This window comes from Dyella kyungheensis (assembly GCF_016905005.1).
GTDB lineage: Bacteria > Pseudomonadota > Gammaproteobacteria > Xanthomonadales > Rhodanobacteraceae > Dyella > Dyella kyungheensis.
Window position 1 is genome coordinate 196529 of the sequence record NZ_JADIKC010000007.1, and the last position, 15161, is coordinate 211689.

The following is a 15161-nucleotide window of genomic DNA, read 5'->3' on the forward strand; positions in this document are numbered from 1 at the left end:
CGATGCAGCGTTTCATCCTGGTCGGCCTGCTGCTGATCGCGCTGCTTGGCGGCGTGAACTGGTGGCGCCACCGCGCCATCGTCCACGCTCCCGGCATGCTGGCGGCCGACGTGCCGACGCAGATCGATCTGCACGACGGCACCACGCTGCGACGCGACGACGTCACCCTGGTCACGCGCGCGCGCTTCGAGCTCACCGCACGCGTGCTGTCGCGCGAGGACTATCGTTTCGACGCCGGCGCAGCGCTGGCGCCGATCGATCTCGCACTGGGCTGGGGGCGCATGTCCGACAGCCAGGTGCTGTCGCAGATCGAGATCGGCCAGGGCAACCGCTTCTATCACTGGCACGTCGATCACTTCCCGATACCGCGCCGCGAGATCGAACAGTCCAGCGCCAACATGCACATGATTCCCGCCGACGACACCGCCCGGCGCGAACTGGAGCGTGTGCGTGCCGGCGAGGTGATCCATCTGCAGGGTTTTCTGGTGGACGCCAGCCGCGCCAACGGCTGGCGCTGGCGCACGTCGATGTCGCGCGACGATACCGGCGATGGGGCGTGCGAGCTGGTTTATGTGGAGAGTGTGGAAGCGGCTGTGCCGTGAGTACGGCCGCGCACCCACAATCTGGCGACACCACTGTGGGAGCGCACTTGTGCACGACAGCAACGTGATGTCGATACCGCTCCGTCAGGTTGTCGCGCGCAAGCGCGCTCCCACAAAAAGCGCCTGCTGATCCCGAGTGCCGGCCAACCGCGCCTCAGTACCGCAACAACGCCTTCAACGGCGCACTCTCATCCTGCCACCGCTCGCGCCCCTGCAACGCAGCGAGTTCGATCACCACGCTCGCCCCCACCAGCTGCGCACCGAGCTTCAGCACCAGTGCGCGCGCCGCGGCCACGGTGCCGCCCGTGGCGAGCACGTCATCGACCAGCAGCACGCGTTCGCCGGGACGCAGAGCATCGTTGCGCGCTTCCAGGCGATCCACCCCGTATTCGAGCTGGTAATCCACCGATACCACCGGCGGCGGCAGCTTGTTGGGTTTGCGCAGCGGCACGAAACCGGCGTGCAGCTTCTGCGCCAGCGCTGCGCCGAAAATAAACCCACGCGATTCGATCCCGCACACCACCTGCACGCCGCTGCCCTGCCACGGTTCGGCCAGCGCATCGATGCAACGGGCAAAGCCGCCGGCATCGGCCAGCAGCGGCGTGATGTCGCGGAACATCACGCCCGGCTTGGGAAAGTCCGGTACGGCGCGAATCAGCGACTGGATCTGTAGCAGCGTGGCATCCATGGTCTGTAACTCCTGCGAGGCCGGGTGGCCACTACGCAGGATACCGCGACACGGGAAACCGGCCGCTGCGCCGGTCAGCCGAACGCAGGCAGCGGCGCGTCCGGATCTTCATCGGCCTCGCTGATGGCCAGGCGGGCTTCCTGCAGGTCCCGCTCGACCTCGCGGACCACGGCTTCGGCGGCCGGCAGGCTGGTTTCCGGGACCAGCACGGCCACGTAATCCAGCGCGGGCAACTGCCCCACGGCCCCGGTCAGGTACTCGCCGGACACGAACGCCGGGATATCGGCACGCTCCAGCGCATCCTTCACCAGATGGGCGTCGATCAAGGTTTCGGCTCGATAGGCAATGCGCATGGGACCCACGCTACCCCTGTGGCGGTATTCGGGCAAGTTCCCGTTACAGGCGTGTTGCGGGGGTGAAGCGGGCGATTCCCCGATGATCGGCGCCGGTTCCCCGCCCCCGCCAGCGGCTGAAAAACAGCCAAACACCCCCATCTACCGGACAGGGTAAACTTCACCGTTTCCGCCACCGCGACCGAGCCTCGATTCCCGATGTCTACCGAAAACGCCGCCGTTGAACCCACTGCCTCCGCCGCTGCTGCCCCGCAGGCCGAGGGTCAACGCGACTTCATCCGCCAGATCATCCGCGAGGACCTGGCCACCGGTAAGCATCACGCCATCCGCACGCGCTTCCCGCCCGAGCCCAACGGCTACCTGCACATCGGCCACGCCAAGGCGATCTGCCTGAATTTCGGCATCGCCAAGGAATTCACCGGCTGGTGCAACCTGCGCCTGGACGACACCAACCCCGGCAAGGAAGATCCGGAGTTCGTCGAAGGCATCAAGGACGACGTGCGCTGGCTCGGCTACGAGTGGCACGACCTGCGCCATGCCTCCGATTATTTCGAGGTGTTCTACGACTCGGCCATCAAGCTGATCAAGGATGGCGTGGCCTATGTGGACGACCTCAGCCCGGAGGACATGCGCGCCTATCGCGGCACGCTCACCGAGCCGGGCCGCAACTCGCCGTTCCGCGAGCGCAGCGTGGAAGAAAACCTCGACCTGTTCCAGCGCATGCGCGCCGGCGAATTCGCCGACGGTGCCAAGACGCTGCGCGCGAAGATCGACATGACGTCGGGCAACATGAACATGCGCGACCCGGCGATCTATCGCATCCGCAAGGTGGCGCACCAGAACACCGGCGATGCGTGGCCGATCTACCCGATGTACGACTACGCGCATTGCCTGTCCGATGCGCTGGAAGGCATCACGCATTCGCTGTGCACGCTGGAGTTCGAAGACCATCGCCCGCTGTACGACTGGTTCGTCGACAAGGTGGACCTGGTCAACCATCCGGAGCTGTGGCAGCACCTGCGCGAAGGCGGTTTCCGCACCGAGCCGGCCAAGCCGCGACAGATCGAGTTCTCGCGCCTCAACCTGACCTACTCGATCACCAGCAAGCGCAAGCTCGCCCAGCTGGTGAACGAGAACCTGGTGGACGGCTGGGACGATCCGCGCATGAACACGCTGCGCGGCCTGCGTCGCCGCGGCTTCACGCCGGGCGGCCTGCGCCTGCTGATCGAACGCCTGGGCGTGAGCAAGCAGAACAGCATCATCGATTACTCGATCCTCGAGAACTGCATCCGCGAAGATCTCGATGCCACCGCGGCCCGCCGCATGGCGGTGCTCGATCCGCTCAAGTTGGTGATCACCAATCTGCCGGAAGGCCACGAAGAACAGCTCACCTTCTCCAATCATCCGAAGGACGAGAGCTTCGGCACGCGCCACGTGCCGTTCTCGCGCGAGCTGTGGATCGAGCGCGAAGACTTCGCCGAAGTGCCGCCCAAGGGTTTCCATCGCCTCAAGCCCGAGGGCGAAGTGCGACTGCGCGGCGTGGGCATCGTCAAATGCGACGAGCTGGTGAAGGATGCCGGCGGCAACCTCATCGAGCTGCATTGCTCGCTCGATCTGGAATCGCGCCAGGGCATGCCGGGCGCGGACCGCAAGGTGAAGGGCACCATTCACTGGGTGAGCGCCAGACACGGCGTCGCCACCGAAGTGCGCGTCTACGACCGCTTGTTCAACGTGGCGGATCCGGACGATGAAACCGATGGCAAGACCTGGATCGAACACATCAACCCGGAAGCCAAGCGCGTGGTGACGGCGTGGCTGGAACCCGCCGCGGCGAAGGTCGATCCGGAACAGCGCTTCCAGTTCGAGCGTCTCGGTTACTTCGTCGCCGACCGCGTGGATCACACATCGGACAAACCTGTTTTCAACCGTACCGTCACGCTGCGTGACGCATGGGCGAAACAAGCCGGTTGATCGAGCCGCGTCGATGCTCCCCCCATGCTGCGGGGAGGCATGAAATAGGCTCAATCGTCACAAGGAACGTTGCATGCTGCGTCAACAGATTCACCTGACTCTTCCGCCGTGGATCGACGAAGTGGTCGACACACAGAAGCGCTACCTCACCGACGAGGAACGTGTGGCCCTGGCCATCGAACTCTCTCGCCTCAACATCGAGCGCAGCCATGGCGGCCCGTTCGGTGCGGCGGTGTTCGACGGGCAAGGGCGCGTGGTGTCGGTCGGCGTCAATCGCGTGGTGCCGCAGACCTGTTCCGTGGCGCATGCGGAAATGATGGCGTACATGAGCGCGCAGCAACGCCTCGCCGCGTTCCGGCTCAACGCCGATGGCGGCCGCTATACCCTCGCCACCAGCGCCCAGCCGTGTTGCCAGTGCTACGGCGCCACCGTGTGGGCAGGCGTGGATGAGCTGCTGATCGGCGCCCGTTCCGAAGACGTGGAAGAACTCACCGAGTTCGACGAAGGTCCGCTGCCGGCCGACTGGATCGGCGAGTTGGAGAAGCGCGGCATCGCCGTGCGCCGCGACATCCTTCGCGACCAGGCGCGCAGCGTGCTGGCGAGCTACGGCCAGAGCGGACAGCACTATTGAGCCGCCTGCGCGCCGCGCTTCCGCTGTTGCTGCTGGTGATCGCCGGCATCGCCTTGTTCAGCTCCGGGCTGATGGATCGGCTGCATCCGGAACAACTGGTGCAGCACCAGGACCAGCTGCGCAGCGAGATCGACATCGCACCCTGGCTTAGCCGCATCACCTACATCGGGCTGCTCACGCTGGCCATGTCCACCGGCATCCCGGGCACGGTGATCATCATCATGGCCGGCGGCTTTGCCTTCGGCGCGGTGGAAGGCACCCTCTATTCGTCGATCGGGCTCACCCTGGGCACGCTGATCCTGTTCCTGGCCAGCCGCTATGCGTTCGGCGCGGGCAGCAAGCATCCGCCGAAGCTGGTGGACAAACTGCACCACGGCTTCGAGCGCCACCCGGTCGCCTACACCATGTTCCTGCGCTTCGTGCCGGTGGCGCCGTTCGGCCTGGTCACGGTGGCGCTGGCCTGGCTGCGCTGTCCGCTGTGGCTGTTCATGGGCGCCAGCTGGCTCGGTGGCACCGTCTCCCTGATCTTCGAGACGTCGATAGGCGCCGGCCTGGGCGAAGCGTTGGCACAGAGCCACGGCCATTTCGGCCCGGAACTGCTGATGCAGCGCGGCGTCTGGATGCCGCTGACCGCCATCGCCGTGCTGGCCCTGCTCCCGCTGTTGGTCGAACGCTTCACCAGCCGCCGCCACAAGGCTACCCCGGCGACCAAGCCGAGCCATCCGCCGGGTTAAGTCCTACAACTGCCCTAGGCCATTTGCTACACCAGTCGGCATGCTGCCTGCCCTGGAGAATCGCGCTAGGCTGACTTCGCCTGACGCATACGGCGTGCAAGGGGATCAAATGGGCGCAGGGGTCAACTCCCGGACGGTGCAATGGTGGCGTCGTACGTCGCTGATGCAGCGGCTTGCGCTGGTGACGCTGATTCCCACGCTGGTGACGGCCACCTTGCTGGTGGCCATGCTGGCTCCGCAGCAATTGATGACGCTGCGCGGGATGGCGCAGAACACCGCCGAAGCCATCGCGACGCAGGCCGCCTCGGTCACCGCGGCGCCCTTGCGCGACATGCAGCGCCGCGAGCTGGTGCGCATCGCCGAATCGATCAGCGACCTGCCGCACGTGGCCCGCGTGCAGATCCGCGCGGCCGACGGCGAAATCCTGGCCGATAGCCTGGGCCGCAGCGGCGCCGACAACAACGAAAGCCTCACCGTGGTGCGCGACGTGATCGACAGCGAGCGGCCGGGGCAACCCGTGCTGGGCTCGGTGATGGTGGACGTGAGCCTGCGCGATGCGATCGCCATGCAGCAGGCCAGTCTTCGCCATGCGCTGGTGGCCTTGGTGATCAGCCTGTTCGTGGCCGCGATCATCGCGTGGCAGGCCGCGCGCTGGATCAGCGCCCCGCTGCGCCGGCTGGTCGACGCCGTGCACCAACTGGGACGCGGCGATCGCCACGTGGAAGTGGAGGTCACCGACCAGACTGAAATCGGCGAACTGCAACGCGGCTTCAATAGCGCGGCGATGGCGCTGTTCGACGTGCAACGCGGTATGGAACGCGAAATCGAACATGCCACGGTGGAGCTGGCCCGCAAGAACGCCGCGCTCGAAGCGGCCAGCGTCGCCAAGGCACGCTTCCTCGCCGCCGCTTCGCACGACCTGCGCCAGCCGTTGTATGCGCTCACGCTGTTCTCTTCGGCGCTGGCCGAGGACGAACGCGATCCGGTGCGGCTGGACCGGATCGCGCACATCCAGGAATGCGTGGAAGCGCTGGACCATCTGTTCAGCGAACTGCTCGACCTGTCGCGCCTGGAAACTGGAGCGATGCAGATCGAAATCGCCGAGTTCCCGCTCGATCACGTGTTCCAGGAAGTGAGCCGCAACTTCCGCATGATCGCCGAGCAGCACGGCCTGCGCCTGATCATGCGCGCCACCAACCTGTGGGTGCGCAGCGACCGCACCATGCTGTCGCGCATCCTCAACAACCTGGTCAGCAACGCACTGCGCTACACCAGCCGCGGCGGCGTGCTGGTGGTGGCCCGCCATCGCGCGGACGGCACGGTGCGCGTGGATGTGTGGGATACCGGCAGCGGCATCGCGCAGGAACACCAGGTGCGCGTGTTCGACGAGTTCTATCGCGTCGAAACGCATGCCAACGAACACGACGTCGGCCGTCGTCGCGGCCTGGGCCTGGGCCTGGCCACCGTGCAACGCCTGGCCGAGCTGCTCGATACCCAGGTGGAACTGAAGTCCAAGCCCGGTCGTGGCAGCGTCTTCAGCTTCCATCTGCCGGAAGTACCCGCGCAGCACATTCCCGTGGCCAGCGGCGAAGACGTTTCGCCGGATGTCTCGGGCATGCGCGTGCTGGTGATCGACGACGAACCGGCGATTCTCTCGGGCATCCGCTATCTGCTGAAGAGTTGGGGCTGCGAAGTGGCAGTGGCCGAAGATCGCATCCAGGCCCTGCAGGCGGCCGAGGAATGGAACGTGCCGCCGGACATCGTGATTTCCGATCTGCGCCTGCGCGATGGCGAAAGCGGCCTCGACGTGCTGGCCGCGCTGGATGCGCATTACCAGATCGACGGCAACCCGCCGTTCTCCCGCCTGCTGATCACCGGCGAAACCCGCAGCGACCGCCTACGCGAAATCATGGCCGCACGCATTCCCGTGCTGTACAAGCCGGTATCGCCGGAACAATTGCGCGAAGCGCTGATGGTGGCCTGGAGCGCCTCGCGCATCACCACCGTCTAGGGCATTCAATCTTTCGGTGCGACGCGGCGCGCCAGCACCCGGTCGGCCGGCAGGAAGCGGTTGAACAAGTCGTCGACGAAGTCGCCGCTCGGCGCGTCGTTGCGCGAACCGCCGGTGACATACACACCCTGCCAGTGCAGGCGCCGCTCGGCATGCGCCTCGTTCGCGTGGAGACGCTCGAGGAAGCTGCGCAGTCCGCGCTCAAGCCCATACAGCGATTGCAGGAAGGCGAACGCCTCGCGGCGGCGGCGCGGATCGCGCTCGATCGCCAGCACCGCCTGCGCGGTGGCCAGCAGCCGCTCGCTCACCGCATCGGCCTGGGCTTCCACGCGCGCATCGAGCGCACCATCTTCGATCACGACCGGACGGCGCCAGCCCAACACGCGGCGAAACACCGATGCAGGCAACGTGGAACGGAACGCGGCGTGTCCCGGCAATGCTTCGAGACCGGTGATTACCACGTACACCGGCAACTGCAGCTGCAGCCGGCGGGTGGCTTCCTCTGCCAGGCGATGCAGGCGATCCGCATGCATCGCCACCGCGTTGTCCGGCTCGCGCAGGCTCTGGGCGGCGATGCAGATCACCATGCCGTCCAGCGGAAGTTTGCGGCGCTCGGTCGCCAGCAGGGCCAGCGCCTTGGACCACGGCGCCTCGACGTCGCCGATGCTGGCATGCGGATGGGCAAGTCGCGGGCCGGGCTCGATGGCCACCAGCGAGCGGAACACCCACCAGTGCCACGGGCGCGTATCGTTGGCACGCGTCAGCTCGCGCGCATGCGGTGCGGATGCGGCGGCCTGCAACAAGGAACGCACGTCCGCGGCGCTGTCGCCCATGAACAGCAACCACGGGTGACGGGACAGTTGTCGCCATTGGCCGCGACGCCGGAACGGATGCAGGATCGCGCCGCGCAGGCGGCGCGCGGCGTCCTTCACCGCGGCCGAGAAGCTGCCGATGCCGTAGCCGGCGTCCGTGCTGTCGGCCACGCGCGTATGCGCGCGCATCATCACCAGCGATTGCCATGCCAGCACGCCGGTCCAGCCGATCACGCCCAGCACCGCCACGATGATGCCGCTGGCAAACCAGGCCTGCTCGGACAGGGCATGACTGAACACCGGCGCCACGAAGGCCACGAACACCAGCAGCACCAGCACCGCCGCCACCAGTTGGGCGAGGCGGCGGCCCATCCAGGTCACCGGCAGGCGCAGCACGGGCAGGCCCGGCACCATGTACGGCTGGGGTGTCACCGATTCGCGCTGCAAGGCCTGCAGCACCGCCGGCGCTGCCGTGCTGGCCGGGCAGTACAAGGCCTTGATGCGCCCCAGCTCCCCGGTATCGCCCTGCTCGTAGTAATACTGACCGGCGAAGCCCAGCAGCAAGGCCATGCTGAACACTTCGCGCACTTCGTCGTCGCTGCTGCCAAGCCGGCCCAACTGGTCGAAGAACTCGGTGTCCGCGTCGCTGGTGCGGAACAGGGTCTGCTGCAAGGGGCTCATCGGGCCGCGCCAACCGCCGTGGCGGCTGACCACTTCGTCAAACCACGCGGTGACGGCAAACGCCGCCAGCTCCACCTCGGCCAGCGCCCTGCCCCGCGAAAACGCAGCGCCCCGGCTTTGTTCCACCAGCGCCAAGGCGCGAGCGTGCACGGACGGCAGCTCGTCGTCGGAAAGATTCTGGCTGGCGGCCTGCTCGTCAATCAGCAGGCCATATGCGAACAAAGGCGCAAAACACTCCAGCAGCCGCATGGCACCTATCGCCGTCAGAACCTGTTGCATGTCGCTCTATCGCCCCCGCCGGAACAGCATGCCGCGCTGGCCGGGGATGAGCGCCGAAGTCTACGACGATAGTCGCCGCCGTGCCGATCCGGGCGTGCCTGAGGCGGCGCCCAGCCCGAAGCACTGGAAATGAGCCTGTCGCCAGGCAAGAGGGCCATCCATGGCGAACCGGCGGACGCGGGTAGGACTACCCGCATGCCGGGGGTTCCAACGGGATCAGGGGAGGCTGGCTGCAGCACGTGGCGGGCTCGGTGGGGCCGGTGACGCTACGCGTGACTTTCATCAAGTTGCCGTTCTCTCGGTGTCCGGTGTGGATCGCGCCAAGCTTCTGCACGATCCGACTCGCTCCGTTTCACCCAGTCACGGCATCGATGAGCGATTCCCCTATCGCGGTGGAATCTTCGCGGTTGGCGTCCACGACAGCCATATCCCGTTGAGGCTATGCCGTTCGTACGCACGTCGAGGTTGCCGCGCGAACGGGGTGGGGCTATGTTGCATAAGCGGACGTGCGGTGATGGGATTACCGTACAGCGCCATGGGGAATGAGATGCGCATATTGATCGCGGACGACCATCGGCTGATCGTCGAAGGTGTCAAGCTCAAGCTGGCCGAGCTTGGGCCAAATACGGAATTTGTGATGGCCATGGACATGGCCGAACTGCGCGAGGCCATCCATGCGCCGGAGGCGCCGTCGCTGTCGCTCGCGCTGATCGACCTGGCCATGCCCGGCGTGCAAGGCAGCGAGCACCTGGCGGAAGTCATCGAACACCTGCCCCACGTTCCCGTGATGGTCCTGTCGGGCTCGGAAGATGGCGCGCTGATGAAAAGCCTGCTGGCCATGGGCGTGCAGGGTTTCATTCCGAAGGCGTATTCCCCCGACGTGATGCTTTCCGCCGTGCGCCTGGTGCTGGCGGGCGGCGTCTACGTGCCGCCGTTGCTGCTGCAGGAACGCGTGGATGGCGCGGTGCCCACGCCGCCGCCGGCCTCCGCGGCGCAGATGACACCGGGCGCCGATTCGCTGGAAGAGCGGTTGCGCAAACTGCTCACCGAACGCCAGATCGATGTGCTGCGGCTGCTCTCCCAGGGCAAGCCGAACAAGCTGATCGCCCGCGATCTGGGCATCAGCGAGGGCACGGTGAAGATCCATCTCGCCGCGATCTTCCGCGCCCTGAACGTTCGCAACCGCGTCGAGGCCGTGGTGGCCTCGCGCCGCATCAGCGGCCTCTGATCGCCGCGCGCTTCATCTCACGGCAGCCACGCCCGCCTATGTCGCTCGTTCCGGACGCATCTGCCGAGACCCTCGCCGGACCCCGACCGATGCCCTGCCGCCTGCTGCGCCATGCCCTGCTGCTGCTCGTCCTGCTGCTCACCCAGGCGGGCACCTCGGCCGCCTGGGCGGACCCGCCGCAGGACAGCGGACACATCAATGCGCTGACCTTCGGCATCCTGCCCATTGGCGGTCCTTCCGAATCGCTGGCCGCCTGGCGTCCCATGCTGGACGACCTGAGCCGCACGCTGCACCTACCCATTCACAGTCTCTCGGTCAGTACCTATGAAGGGCTGGGCCAGGCGATGGCCGAAGAGCGCGTGGACTTCGCCTTCGTCTCCGGCCGGCTCGCGCTCGATGCGGTCGTGCACGATCGCATGCAGGTGATCGCGCAGCTCACCCGCAGCAACGGTTCACGCGGGTATTACTCGGTGCTGCTGGTGGCCAAGGATTCGCCCATCCGCAATCTGGAAGACCTGTTTCGCCAGCCCGGCAAGCTGCGCTATGCGCGCGGCGAGGTGCTCTCGGTGTCCGGTTACCTGGTGCCCGAGACGCAGGTGTTTGCCAACCGCCGGCTGGACTCGGATACGTTCTTCGCCAATGTCATGGTGGACAACCATCAGAACAACGCATTGGCGGTGGCCAACAATGAAGCCGACGTCGCCTCCAACAACACCGCCGACATGGAGCGCTTCGCCGAACGGTTTCCCGACCAGTACGCACGCCTGCGCGTGCTATGGACGTCCAGCCTGATTCCCCACGCCGTGGTGGTGATCCGCACCGATCTGCCGGCCGAGCTGCGCCAGCGCGTGGCCGCGGCGCTCACCTCCTATGCCAAGGGCAAGAACACGCAGGCCGAAGTGGGCAAGCTGCATCTCATCCACGACATCAGCGGTTTCGCGCCTGCCGGCAACGAAACCCTGGTGCCGTTCGCCGATATCGAATTCAACCTCGACCGCCGCCGCGCCTACAGCGCGCAATGGGTGAGCGATGCGGCCATGCAGGCCCGCCTGAAGAAGATCGACGCCGAGCACGAAGCGCTGGTGCGCCAGCTGATGGCGCCCAGCACCCCGTAAACACACCCGGGCGTTAGTGTCCCGGCATGTCCTTGATGTTGAAGGTCTGGCCGTTGGGCATGACCATGTCGCCCGGCTTCTGGCCGGCGGCGCACTGGCCGACCCACTTGCCGGTGCTGGTCATCGCCATGTCGGCGTGGCCCATGATCGCCGGGTCGTACTTGATGTGGCCCTGGGTGGAATACGCCGTATCGCCTTCATACGTCGTTTCGCTGTGGCTGCTCATGTTGACCGCGCCGCTGGGCGCGTTGATCTTGCACACGGCGTCGGTGACGACCTTGTTGCCCTGCACGTCGATCTTGAACGTGCTGCACATCTGGCCGCTCATGTGCGTGCCCATCTTGTACATCGCGGTATCGGTGTCGGCATCGAGGCAGATCTTGGTCGTCTGCGCCTGGCCGCCCATGCCGGAGGTCTGCATTTCCCACAGCCCCGGCTTGCGCTTGGGCATATTGGCGGGAATATCCTGCGCCAGGGCCGCACCGGCCACACTCAACAGGGAAACAGCGAGCAACCAGCGACAACGAGAGGACATGGGGTTCTCCATTTCGCCCGGAGTGGGCGTCGGGTGGCAAGGTAACCCCAAAATCGCCCCGCGTCATGCTGAACCGTTGCGCAGCGCACCACGTCACAAATTCGGCCCATAGACCGTTTGCACTATGGCGCCTCGCGCTAGATCGAACTGTGTATCGAAGGGGCCGTTTGGATTCTTTAGAGTGCCAACCAGGGCGATTACGCGTGGTGATGCGCCCGAGAACCCTTTTGCTTCCTGATTGCCGGGATCCTGCGTAATGCCGTCAACCTGCCACTGCGTTCGTCCAAGGCCTCGATGGCGGCATGCTTGCCCGCCGTCGACGTGCCGCTGCGAGCGGGAGGCCTGACGCATGGAGCCGCGCGCGCACCTGCTGCCCCGCCTGTTCATCGATGTGGTTTTGCCAAGCACGATCGCGGCCCTCGCCCTGATCCTGGCGCTTTGCCTGCAGCAGACTCATAGCCTGGCCGAACGCGCCGATGCCACCGCCAGCCTGCGCCTGGCGCGGCTGGCCGGCGAACTCGGCAGCACGGAAGGCGTCTCGCCGCAGGCGGCCCTCGATCGCACCCTGCAGGAAGGCAAGGCGGACCAGGTGCTGCGGGTGGAACTGCACGGCTCCGACGGTCGCCTCTGGAGCAGTGGCGCGGCCCCGACCGATACCGGTGCCACCTACCGCAACGAAGTGCGCCCGCAAGGCACGATGTCGTCGTGGGTGAGCATGGAAGTGGACACCCATTCCCTGCGCAAGGCGCAGGCGATGGTCTGGCTGCTGGGCGCCTTGTGCGCCACCGGCATCCTGGTGCTGGCCTGGCTGGCGCGCGTGTCGATCCGTCATCGCGTGCTCGAACCGCTCTCTCAGGTTCGCTATGCCGTGCATGAGCTGGTCAACGCCCGCCATCCGCAGATCGACGAGACGCCGGTCAGCAGCGAATTCCTCGAACTGCGCAAGACATTGCAGCGCCTCTCCGAACTGCACGAAGCGCAACGCCGCGACTGGAGCACGATGCAGCACGACAACGCGGTCGAGGCACTCGACCGCCTGCGTCAGAGCCAGGCGGCCACGCGCAGCAAATCGCAGTTCATCGCGTTGGTCAGCCATCACTTCCGCCAGCCGCTGCAGGCGCTGGAACTGTTCGCCGCCGGCCTCGACCAGAATGCGAGCGAAGAGCAGCAGTCGCTGTTCCGGCAGATGCGTCACAGCATTGCGTCGATGACGCGCCTGCTCGACGCGTTGCTGGAAATCTCGCGCCTCGATGCCGGCGTGATCGCCGTGAAACCCATCGGTTTCACCGCCGCCGAACTGTTCATGCGCGATCGCACGTCGCTCAACCACGAGGCCGTACAACAGCACGTGACGCTGGCCTGGCGTGGCAGCCACCATCAGTTGCACGGCGACGCCGACGTGGCCGCCAGCCTGCTCTATCAGCTGGCCAGCAACGCCATCGCCAATGCGCCGGAAGGACGCGTGCTGATCGCGGCGCGTCGTCGCGGCCAGGCCATCCGCATCGAAGTGCGCGACAACGGCCCCGGTATCGCCGTGATCCACCAGCAGCGCATCTTCGAGGAATTCGTGCAGTTGCAGGCCAGCGAAAGCGAACGCCGTGGCGGCTACGGCTTGGGCCTGGCCATCGCCGAACGCCTCGCCCGCCTGCTCGGCACGCGCATCGGCCTGCGTTCGGAACCGGGCCGCGGCAGCACGTTCTGGTTCGATCTGCCGCGCATGCCGCAGATGGAACGCCACTCCAGCTCCAGCGCACAGAAGCCGGCCGCTCCGGCTTGGCGCCAGGCGAGCTGACCTCCGAGCTCCTCGTATCGCAGGCAAAAAAAGACCCGCGTCGCCGCGGGCCTCCGATACTTTTGGTGGGTCGTCCGAGATTCGAACTCGGGACCAATAGATTAAAAGTCTACTGCTCTACCGACTGAGCTAACGACCCACGCGTCAAAAGCCAGCCCGATATTTTATGGGCTGAGCGCCCCAGGCACAAGCAAGCCCGTTCAGGCGTAACGGGTCGGATCCGGCAGGCCGGCAATGCTGAAGCCCTGGGCGCGCAGGTGGCAGGCGTCGCAATGGCCGCAGGCGCGACCCTCGGCGTCGGCTTGGTAGCAGCTCACGGTCTCGGCGAAATCCACGCCCAGGCGCTGGCCTTCGCGGGCGATGTCGGCCTTGCTCATGCGCATCAGCGGCGCGTGGATGCGGATGCCCGCGCCTTCCACGCCGGCCTTGGTCGCCACGTTCGCCAACTGCTCGAAGGCCTCGATGAAGGCCGGGCGGCAATCGGGGTAGCCCGAATAATCCACCGCATTCACGCCGCACCAGATATCGGTGGAACCGAGCACTTCGGCCCAGCCCAGCGCGATCGACAACATGATGGTGTTGCGCGCCGGCACGTAGGTGACCGGAATGCCCTGCTCGCCGGTCTGGTCGAGCGGCACGTCGATGTCGGCGGTCAGTGCGGAGCCGCCGATCGTGCGCAGATCCACCTGGACCGTCTTGTGCTCGACCGCGCCCAGAAGGCGCGACACGCGTTCGGAAGCCGCCAGTTCCGCACTGTGGCGCTGGCCGTAGGCTACGCTCAGCGCATGCACCTGATAGCCCTGCTCGCGCGCGATGGCAATGGTGACCGCCGAATCCATGCCGCCGGAAACGAGCACGACGGCCTTGCGGGGAGTTGTTTGAGACATGGGATGAGATCCACTGCAGGTTCAGGCCGGTGATCCGGCCGAGAGAGCGCCAGCGGCAACACAGGCCGAAGCGCGAAACGCATGAAGCGGGCGGCGAGCAGCGCAGCGCAACGAAGGCGCCTCGCATGCCTCGGCACTCACCCCATCAATGTCCTGGCTCGTCGTTCCACAGCAGCTTGTGCAGCTGCAACTGGAAACGCACGTCCAGCTTGTCCTCGATGATCCATTCGGCCAGCTCGCGCGGCTTGATGGCGCCGTGCACCGGCGAGAACAGCACCATGCAGCGCGCGGTGAGGCGATGTTCGGCCACCGTATAGCGCGCCCATTCGTAATCGGCGCGACTGGCGATGACGATCTTGACCTGATCGTGCGGCAGCAGATGCTCGATGTTCGACCACAGGTTGCGCTTGGCTTCGCCCGAGTCGGGCGCCTTGAGGTCCATCACCTTGCGCACGCGCGGATCGACCGTCGACACGTCCAGCGCGCCGGAGGTTTCCAGCGATACGTCGTGGCCCGCGTCGCACAGGCGCGTCAGCAGGATCAGGCAACGCTTCTGCGCCAGCGGTTCGCCGCCGGTGACGCAGACATGTTTGGCGCCATGCGAGGCGACTTCGGCCACGATGTCGTCGATCTCGCGCCAGTCGCCGCCGTAGAAGGAATACTCGGTGTCGCACCACACGCAGCGCAGCGGGCAACCGGTCAATCGCACGAACACCGTGCGCCAGCCGATGGCATCGGCCTCGCCTTGAATCGAGTGGAAGATCTCGGTGATGCGCAGGCGCTCAGCGGCCGCCTGGGTCGAGGTGGTGGAAGCCACGCTCGTGCTACTGCCAGTCACAACC

General features: G+C 66.2%; 14 protein-coding genes and 1 tRNA gene. 8 read left to right on the forward strand and 7 right to left on the reverse strand.

Annotated elements, in window-relative coordinates; genetic code table 11:
• Nucleotides 1-2: 2 nt before the first annotated feature.
• Nucleotides 3-602, forward strand: coding sequence for a hypothetical protein (locus tag ISP20_RS15540; RefSeq protein WP_204637028.1), 600 nt, complete (start codon nucleotides 3-5; stop codon nucleotides 600-602).
• Nucleotides 603-756: 154 nt separating this feature from the next.
• Here the strand turns inward: ISP20_RS15540 and ISP20_RS15545 are convergent, their stop codons facing one another.
• Nucleotides 757-1290 carry an adenine phosphoribosyltransferase gene (locus ISP20_RS15545; RefSeq protein WP_239535948.1) on the reverse strand — a complete coding sequence of 178 codons (534 nt, stop codon included), beginning with the start codon at nucleotides 1288-1290 and terminating at the stop codon, nucleotides 757-759.
• Between the two features lie 74 nt (nucleotides 1291-1364).
• A complete protein-coding gene (locus ISP20_RS15550; RefSeq protein WP_204637029.1) occupies nucleotides 1365-1643 on the reverse strand; it encodes a putative signal transducing protein in 279 nt (92 codons plus the stop codon).
• Between the two features lie 198 nt (nucleotides 1644-1841).
• Here ISP20_RS15550 and ISP20_RS15555 point away from each other — a divergent pair, with 198 nt between their 5' ends.
• The 4 genes from ISP20_RS15555 to ISP20_RS15570 all read left to right on the forward strand — a co-directional run bounded on the left by ISP20_RS15555 (nucleotide 1842) and on the right by ISP20_RS15570 (nucleotide 6990).
• Nucleotides 1842-3614, forward strand: coding sequence for a glutamine--tRNA ligase/YqeY domain fusion protein (locus ISP20_RS15555; protein ID WP_204637030.1), 1773 nt, complete (start codon nucleotides 1842-1844; stop codon nucleotides 3612-3614).
• A 73-nt stretch (nucleotides 3615-3687) separates the two neighbouring features.
• Nucleotides 3688-4245, forward strand: a complete 558-nt coding sequence (locus ISP20_RS15560; protein ID WP_204637031.1) for a nucleoside deaminase — start codon at nucleotides 3688-3690, stop codon at nucleotides 4243-4245.
• Nucleotides 4242-4979: a TVP38/TMEM64 family protein gene (locus ISP20_RS15565; RefSeq protein WP_204637032.1), complete on the forward strand. Its 738-nt coding sequence runs from the start codon at nucleotides 4242-4244 to the stop codon at nucleotides 4977-4979. The genes ISP20_RS15560 and ISP20_RS15565 overlap by 4 nt, the downstream gene beginning before the upstream one ends.
• A 109-nt stretch (nucleotides 4980-5088) precedes the next feature.
• Nucleotides 5089-6990: an ATP-binding response regulator gene (locus ISP20_RS15570; RefSeq protein WP_239535950.1), complete on the forward strand. Its 1902-nt coding sequence runs from the start codon at nucleotides 5089-5091 to the stop codon at nucleotides 6988-6990.
• A 5-nt stretch (nucleotides 6991-6995) separates the two neighbouring features.
• Here ISP20_RS15570 and ISP20_RS15575 read toward each other — a convergent pair whose 3' ends face one another.
• Nucleotides 6996-8762, reverse strand: a complete 1767-nt coding sequence (locus ISP20_RS15575) for a type VI secretion protein IcmF/TssM N-terminal domain-containing protein (protein WP_204637033.1) — start codon at nucleotides 8760-8762, stop codon at nucleotides 6996-6998.
• A gap of 310 nt (nucleotides 8763-9072) precedes the next feature.
• Between ISP20_RS15575 and ISP20_RS15580 the strand changes: the two genes are divergently transcribed.
• Both ISP20_RS15580 and phnD read left to right on the forward strand, forming a co-directional pair.
• Nucleotides 9073-9990: a LuxR C-terminal-related transcriptional regulator gene (locus ISP20_RS15580; protein WP_338031018.1), complete on the forward strand. Its 918-nt coding sequence runs from the start codon at nucleotides 9073-9075 to the stop codon at nucleotides 9988-9990.
• 89 nt (nucleotides 9991-10079) lie between these two features.
• Nucleotides 10080-11105 (forward strand): phosphate/phosphite/phosphonate ABC transporter substrate-binding protein, encoded by a 1026-nt coding sequence (gene phnD / locus ISP20_RS15585; protein ID WP_239535952.1) that lies wholly within the window; start codon nucleotides 10080-10082, stop codon nucleotides 11103-11105.
• Nucleotides 11106-11118: 13 nt separating this feature from the next.
• Here the strand turns inward: phnD and ISP20_RS15590 are convergent, their stop codons facing one another.
• Nucleotides 11119-11640: a DUF3617 domain-containing protein gene (locus ISP20_RS15590; protein ID WP_204637034.1), complete on the reverse strand. Its 522-nt coding sequence runs from the start codon at nucleotides 11638-11640 to the stop codon at nucleotides 11119-11121.
• 349 nt (nucleotides 11641-11989) lie between these two features.
• On the opposite strand from ISP20_RS15590, the gene ISP20_RS15595 reads away from it, so the two are divergent.
• Nucleotides 11990-13432: a sensor histidine kinase gene (locus ISP20_RS15595; protein ID WP_204637035.1), complete on the forward strand. Its 1443-nt coding sequence runs from the start codon at nucleotides 11990-11992 to the stop codon at nucleotides 13430-13432.
• A gap of 63 nt (nucleotides 13433-13495) precedes the next feature.
• On the opposite strand, the gene ISP20_RS15600 is transcribed toward ISP20_RS15595, so the two are convergent.
• The 3 genes from ISP20_RS15600 to queE form a co-directional block, all read right to left on the reverse strand.
• A tRNA-Lys gene (locus ISP20_RS15600) sits at nucleotides 13496-13571 on the reverse strand.
• Nucleotides 13572-13632: 61 nt separating this feature from the next.
• The gene (gene queC, locus ISP20_RS15605; protein ID WP_204637036.1) at nucleotides 13633-14319 is read right to left on the reverse strand and encodes a 7-cyano-7-deazaguanine synthase QueC; all 687 of its coding nucleotides are present in this window, start codon (nucleotides 14317-14319) and stop codon (nucleotides 13633-13635) included.
• Nucleotides 14320-14464: 145 nt separating this feature from the next.
• Nucleotides 14465-15157 (reverse strand): 7-carboxy-7-deazaguanine synthase QueE, encoded by a 693-nt coding sequence (queE, locus tag ISP20_RS15610; RefSeq protein ID WP_338031019.1) that lies wholly within the window; start codon nucleotides 15155-15157, stop codon nucleotides 14465-14467.
• Nucleotides 15158-15161 lie beyond the last annotated feature (4 nt).

What these genes read in the sequence shown, in the direction of transcription:
- ISP20_RS15555 (WP_204637030.1), top strand. Translation starts at nt 1,842, where the DNA reads ATGTCTACCGAAAACGCCGCCGTTGAACCCACTGCCTCCGCCGCTGCT.
- phnD (WP_239535952.1), top strand. Translation starts at nt 10,080, where the DNA reads ATGCCCTGCCGCCTGCTGCGCCATGCCCTGCTGCTGCTCGTCCTGCTG.
- ISP20_RS15545 (WP_239535948.1), bottom strand. Translation starts at nt 1,290, where the DNA reads ATGGATGCCACGCTGCTACAGATCCAGTCGCTGATTCGCGCCGTACCG.
- ISP20_RS15560 (WP_204637031.1), top strand. Translation starts at nt 3,688, where the DNA reads ATGCTGCGTCAACAGATTCACCTGACTCTTCCGCCGTGGATCGACGAA.
- ISP20_RS15570 (WP_239535950.1), top strand. Translation starts at nt 5,089, where the DNA reads ATGGGCGCAGGGGTCAACTCCCGGACGGTGCAATGGTGGCGTCGTACG.
- ISP20_RS15540 (WP_204637028.1), top strand. Translation starts at nt 3, where the DNA reads ATGCAGCGTTTCATCCTGGTCGGCCTGCTGCTGATCGCGCTGCTTGGC.
- ISP20_RS15575 (WP_204637033.1), bottom strand. Translation starts at nt 8,762, where the DNA reads ATGCAACAGGTTCTGACGGCGATAGGTGCCATGCGGCTGCTGGAGTGT.
- ISP20_RS15550 (WP_204637029.1), bottom strand. Translation starts at nt 1,643, where the DNA reads ATGCGCATTGCCTATCGAGCCGAAACCTTGATCGACGCCCATCTGGTG.
- ISP20_RS15590 (WP_204637034.1), bottom strand. Translation starts at nt 11,640, where the DNA reads ATGTCCTCTCGTTGTCGCTGGTTGCTCGCTGTTTCCCTGTTGAGTGTG.
- ISP20_RS15595 (WP_204637035.1), top strand. Translation starts at nt 11,990, where the DNA reads ATGGAGCCGCGCGCGCACCTGCTGCCCCGCCTGTTCATCGATGTGGTT.
- queC (WP_204637036.1), bottom strand. Translation starts at nt 14,319, where the DNA reads ATGTCTCAAACAACTCCCCGCAAGGCCGTCGTGCTCGTTTCCGGCGGC.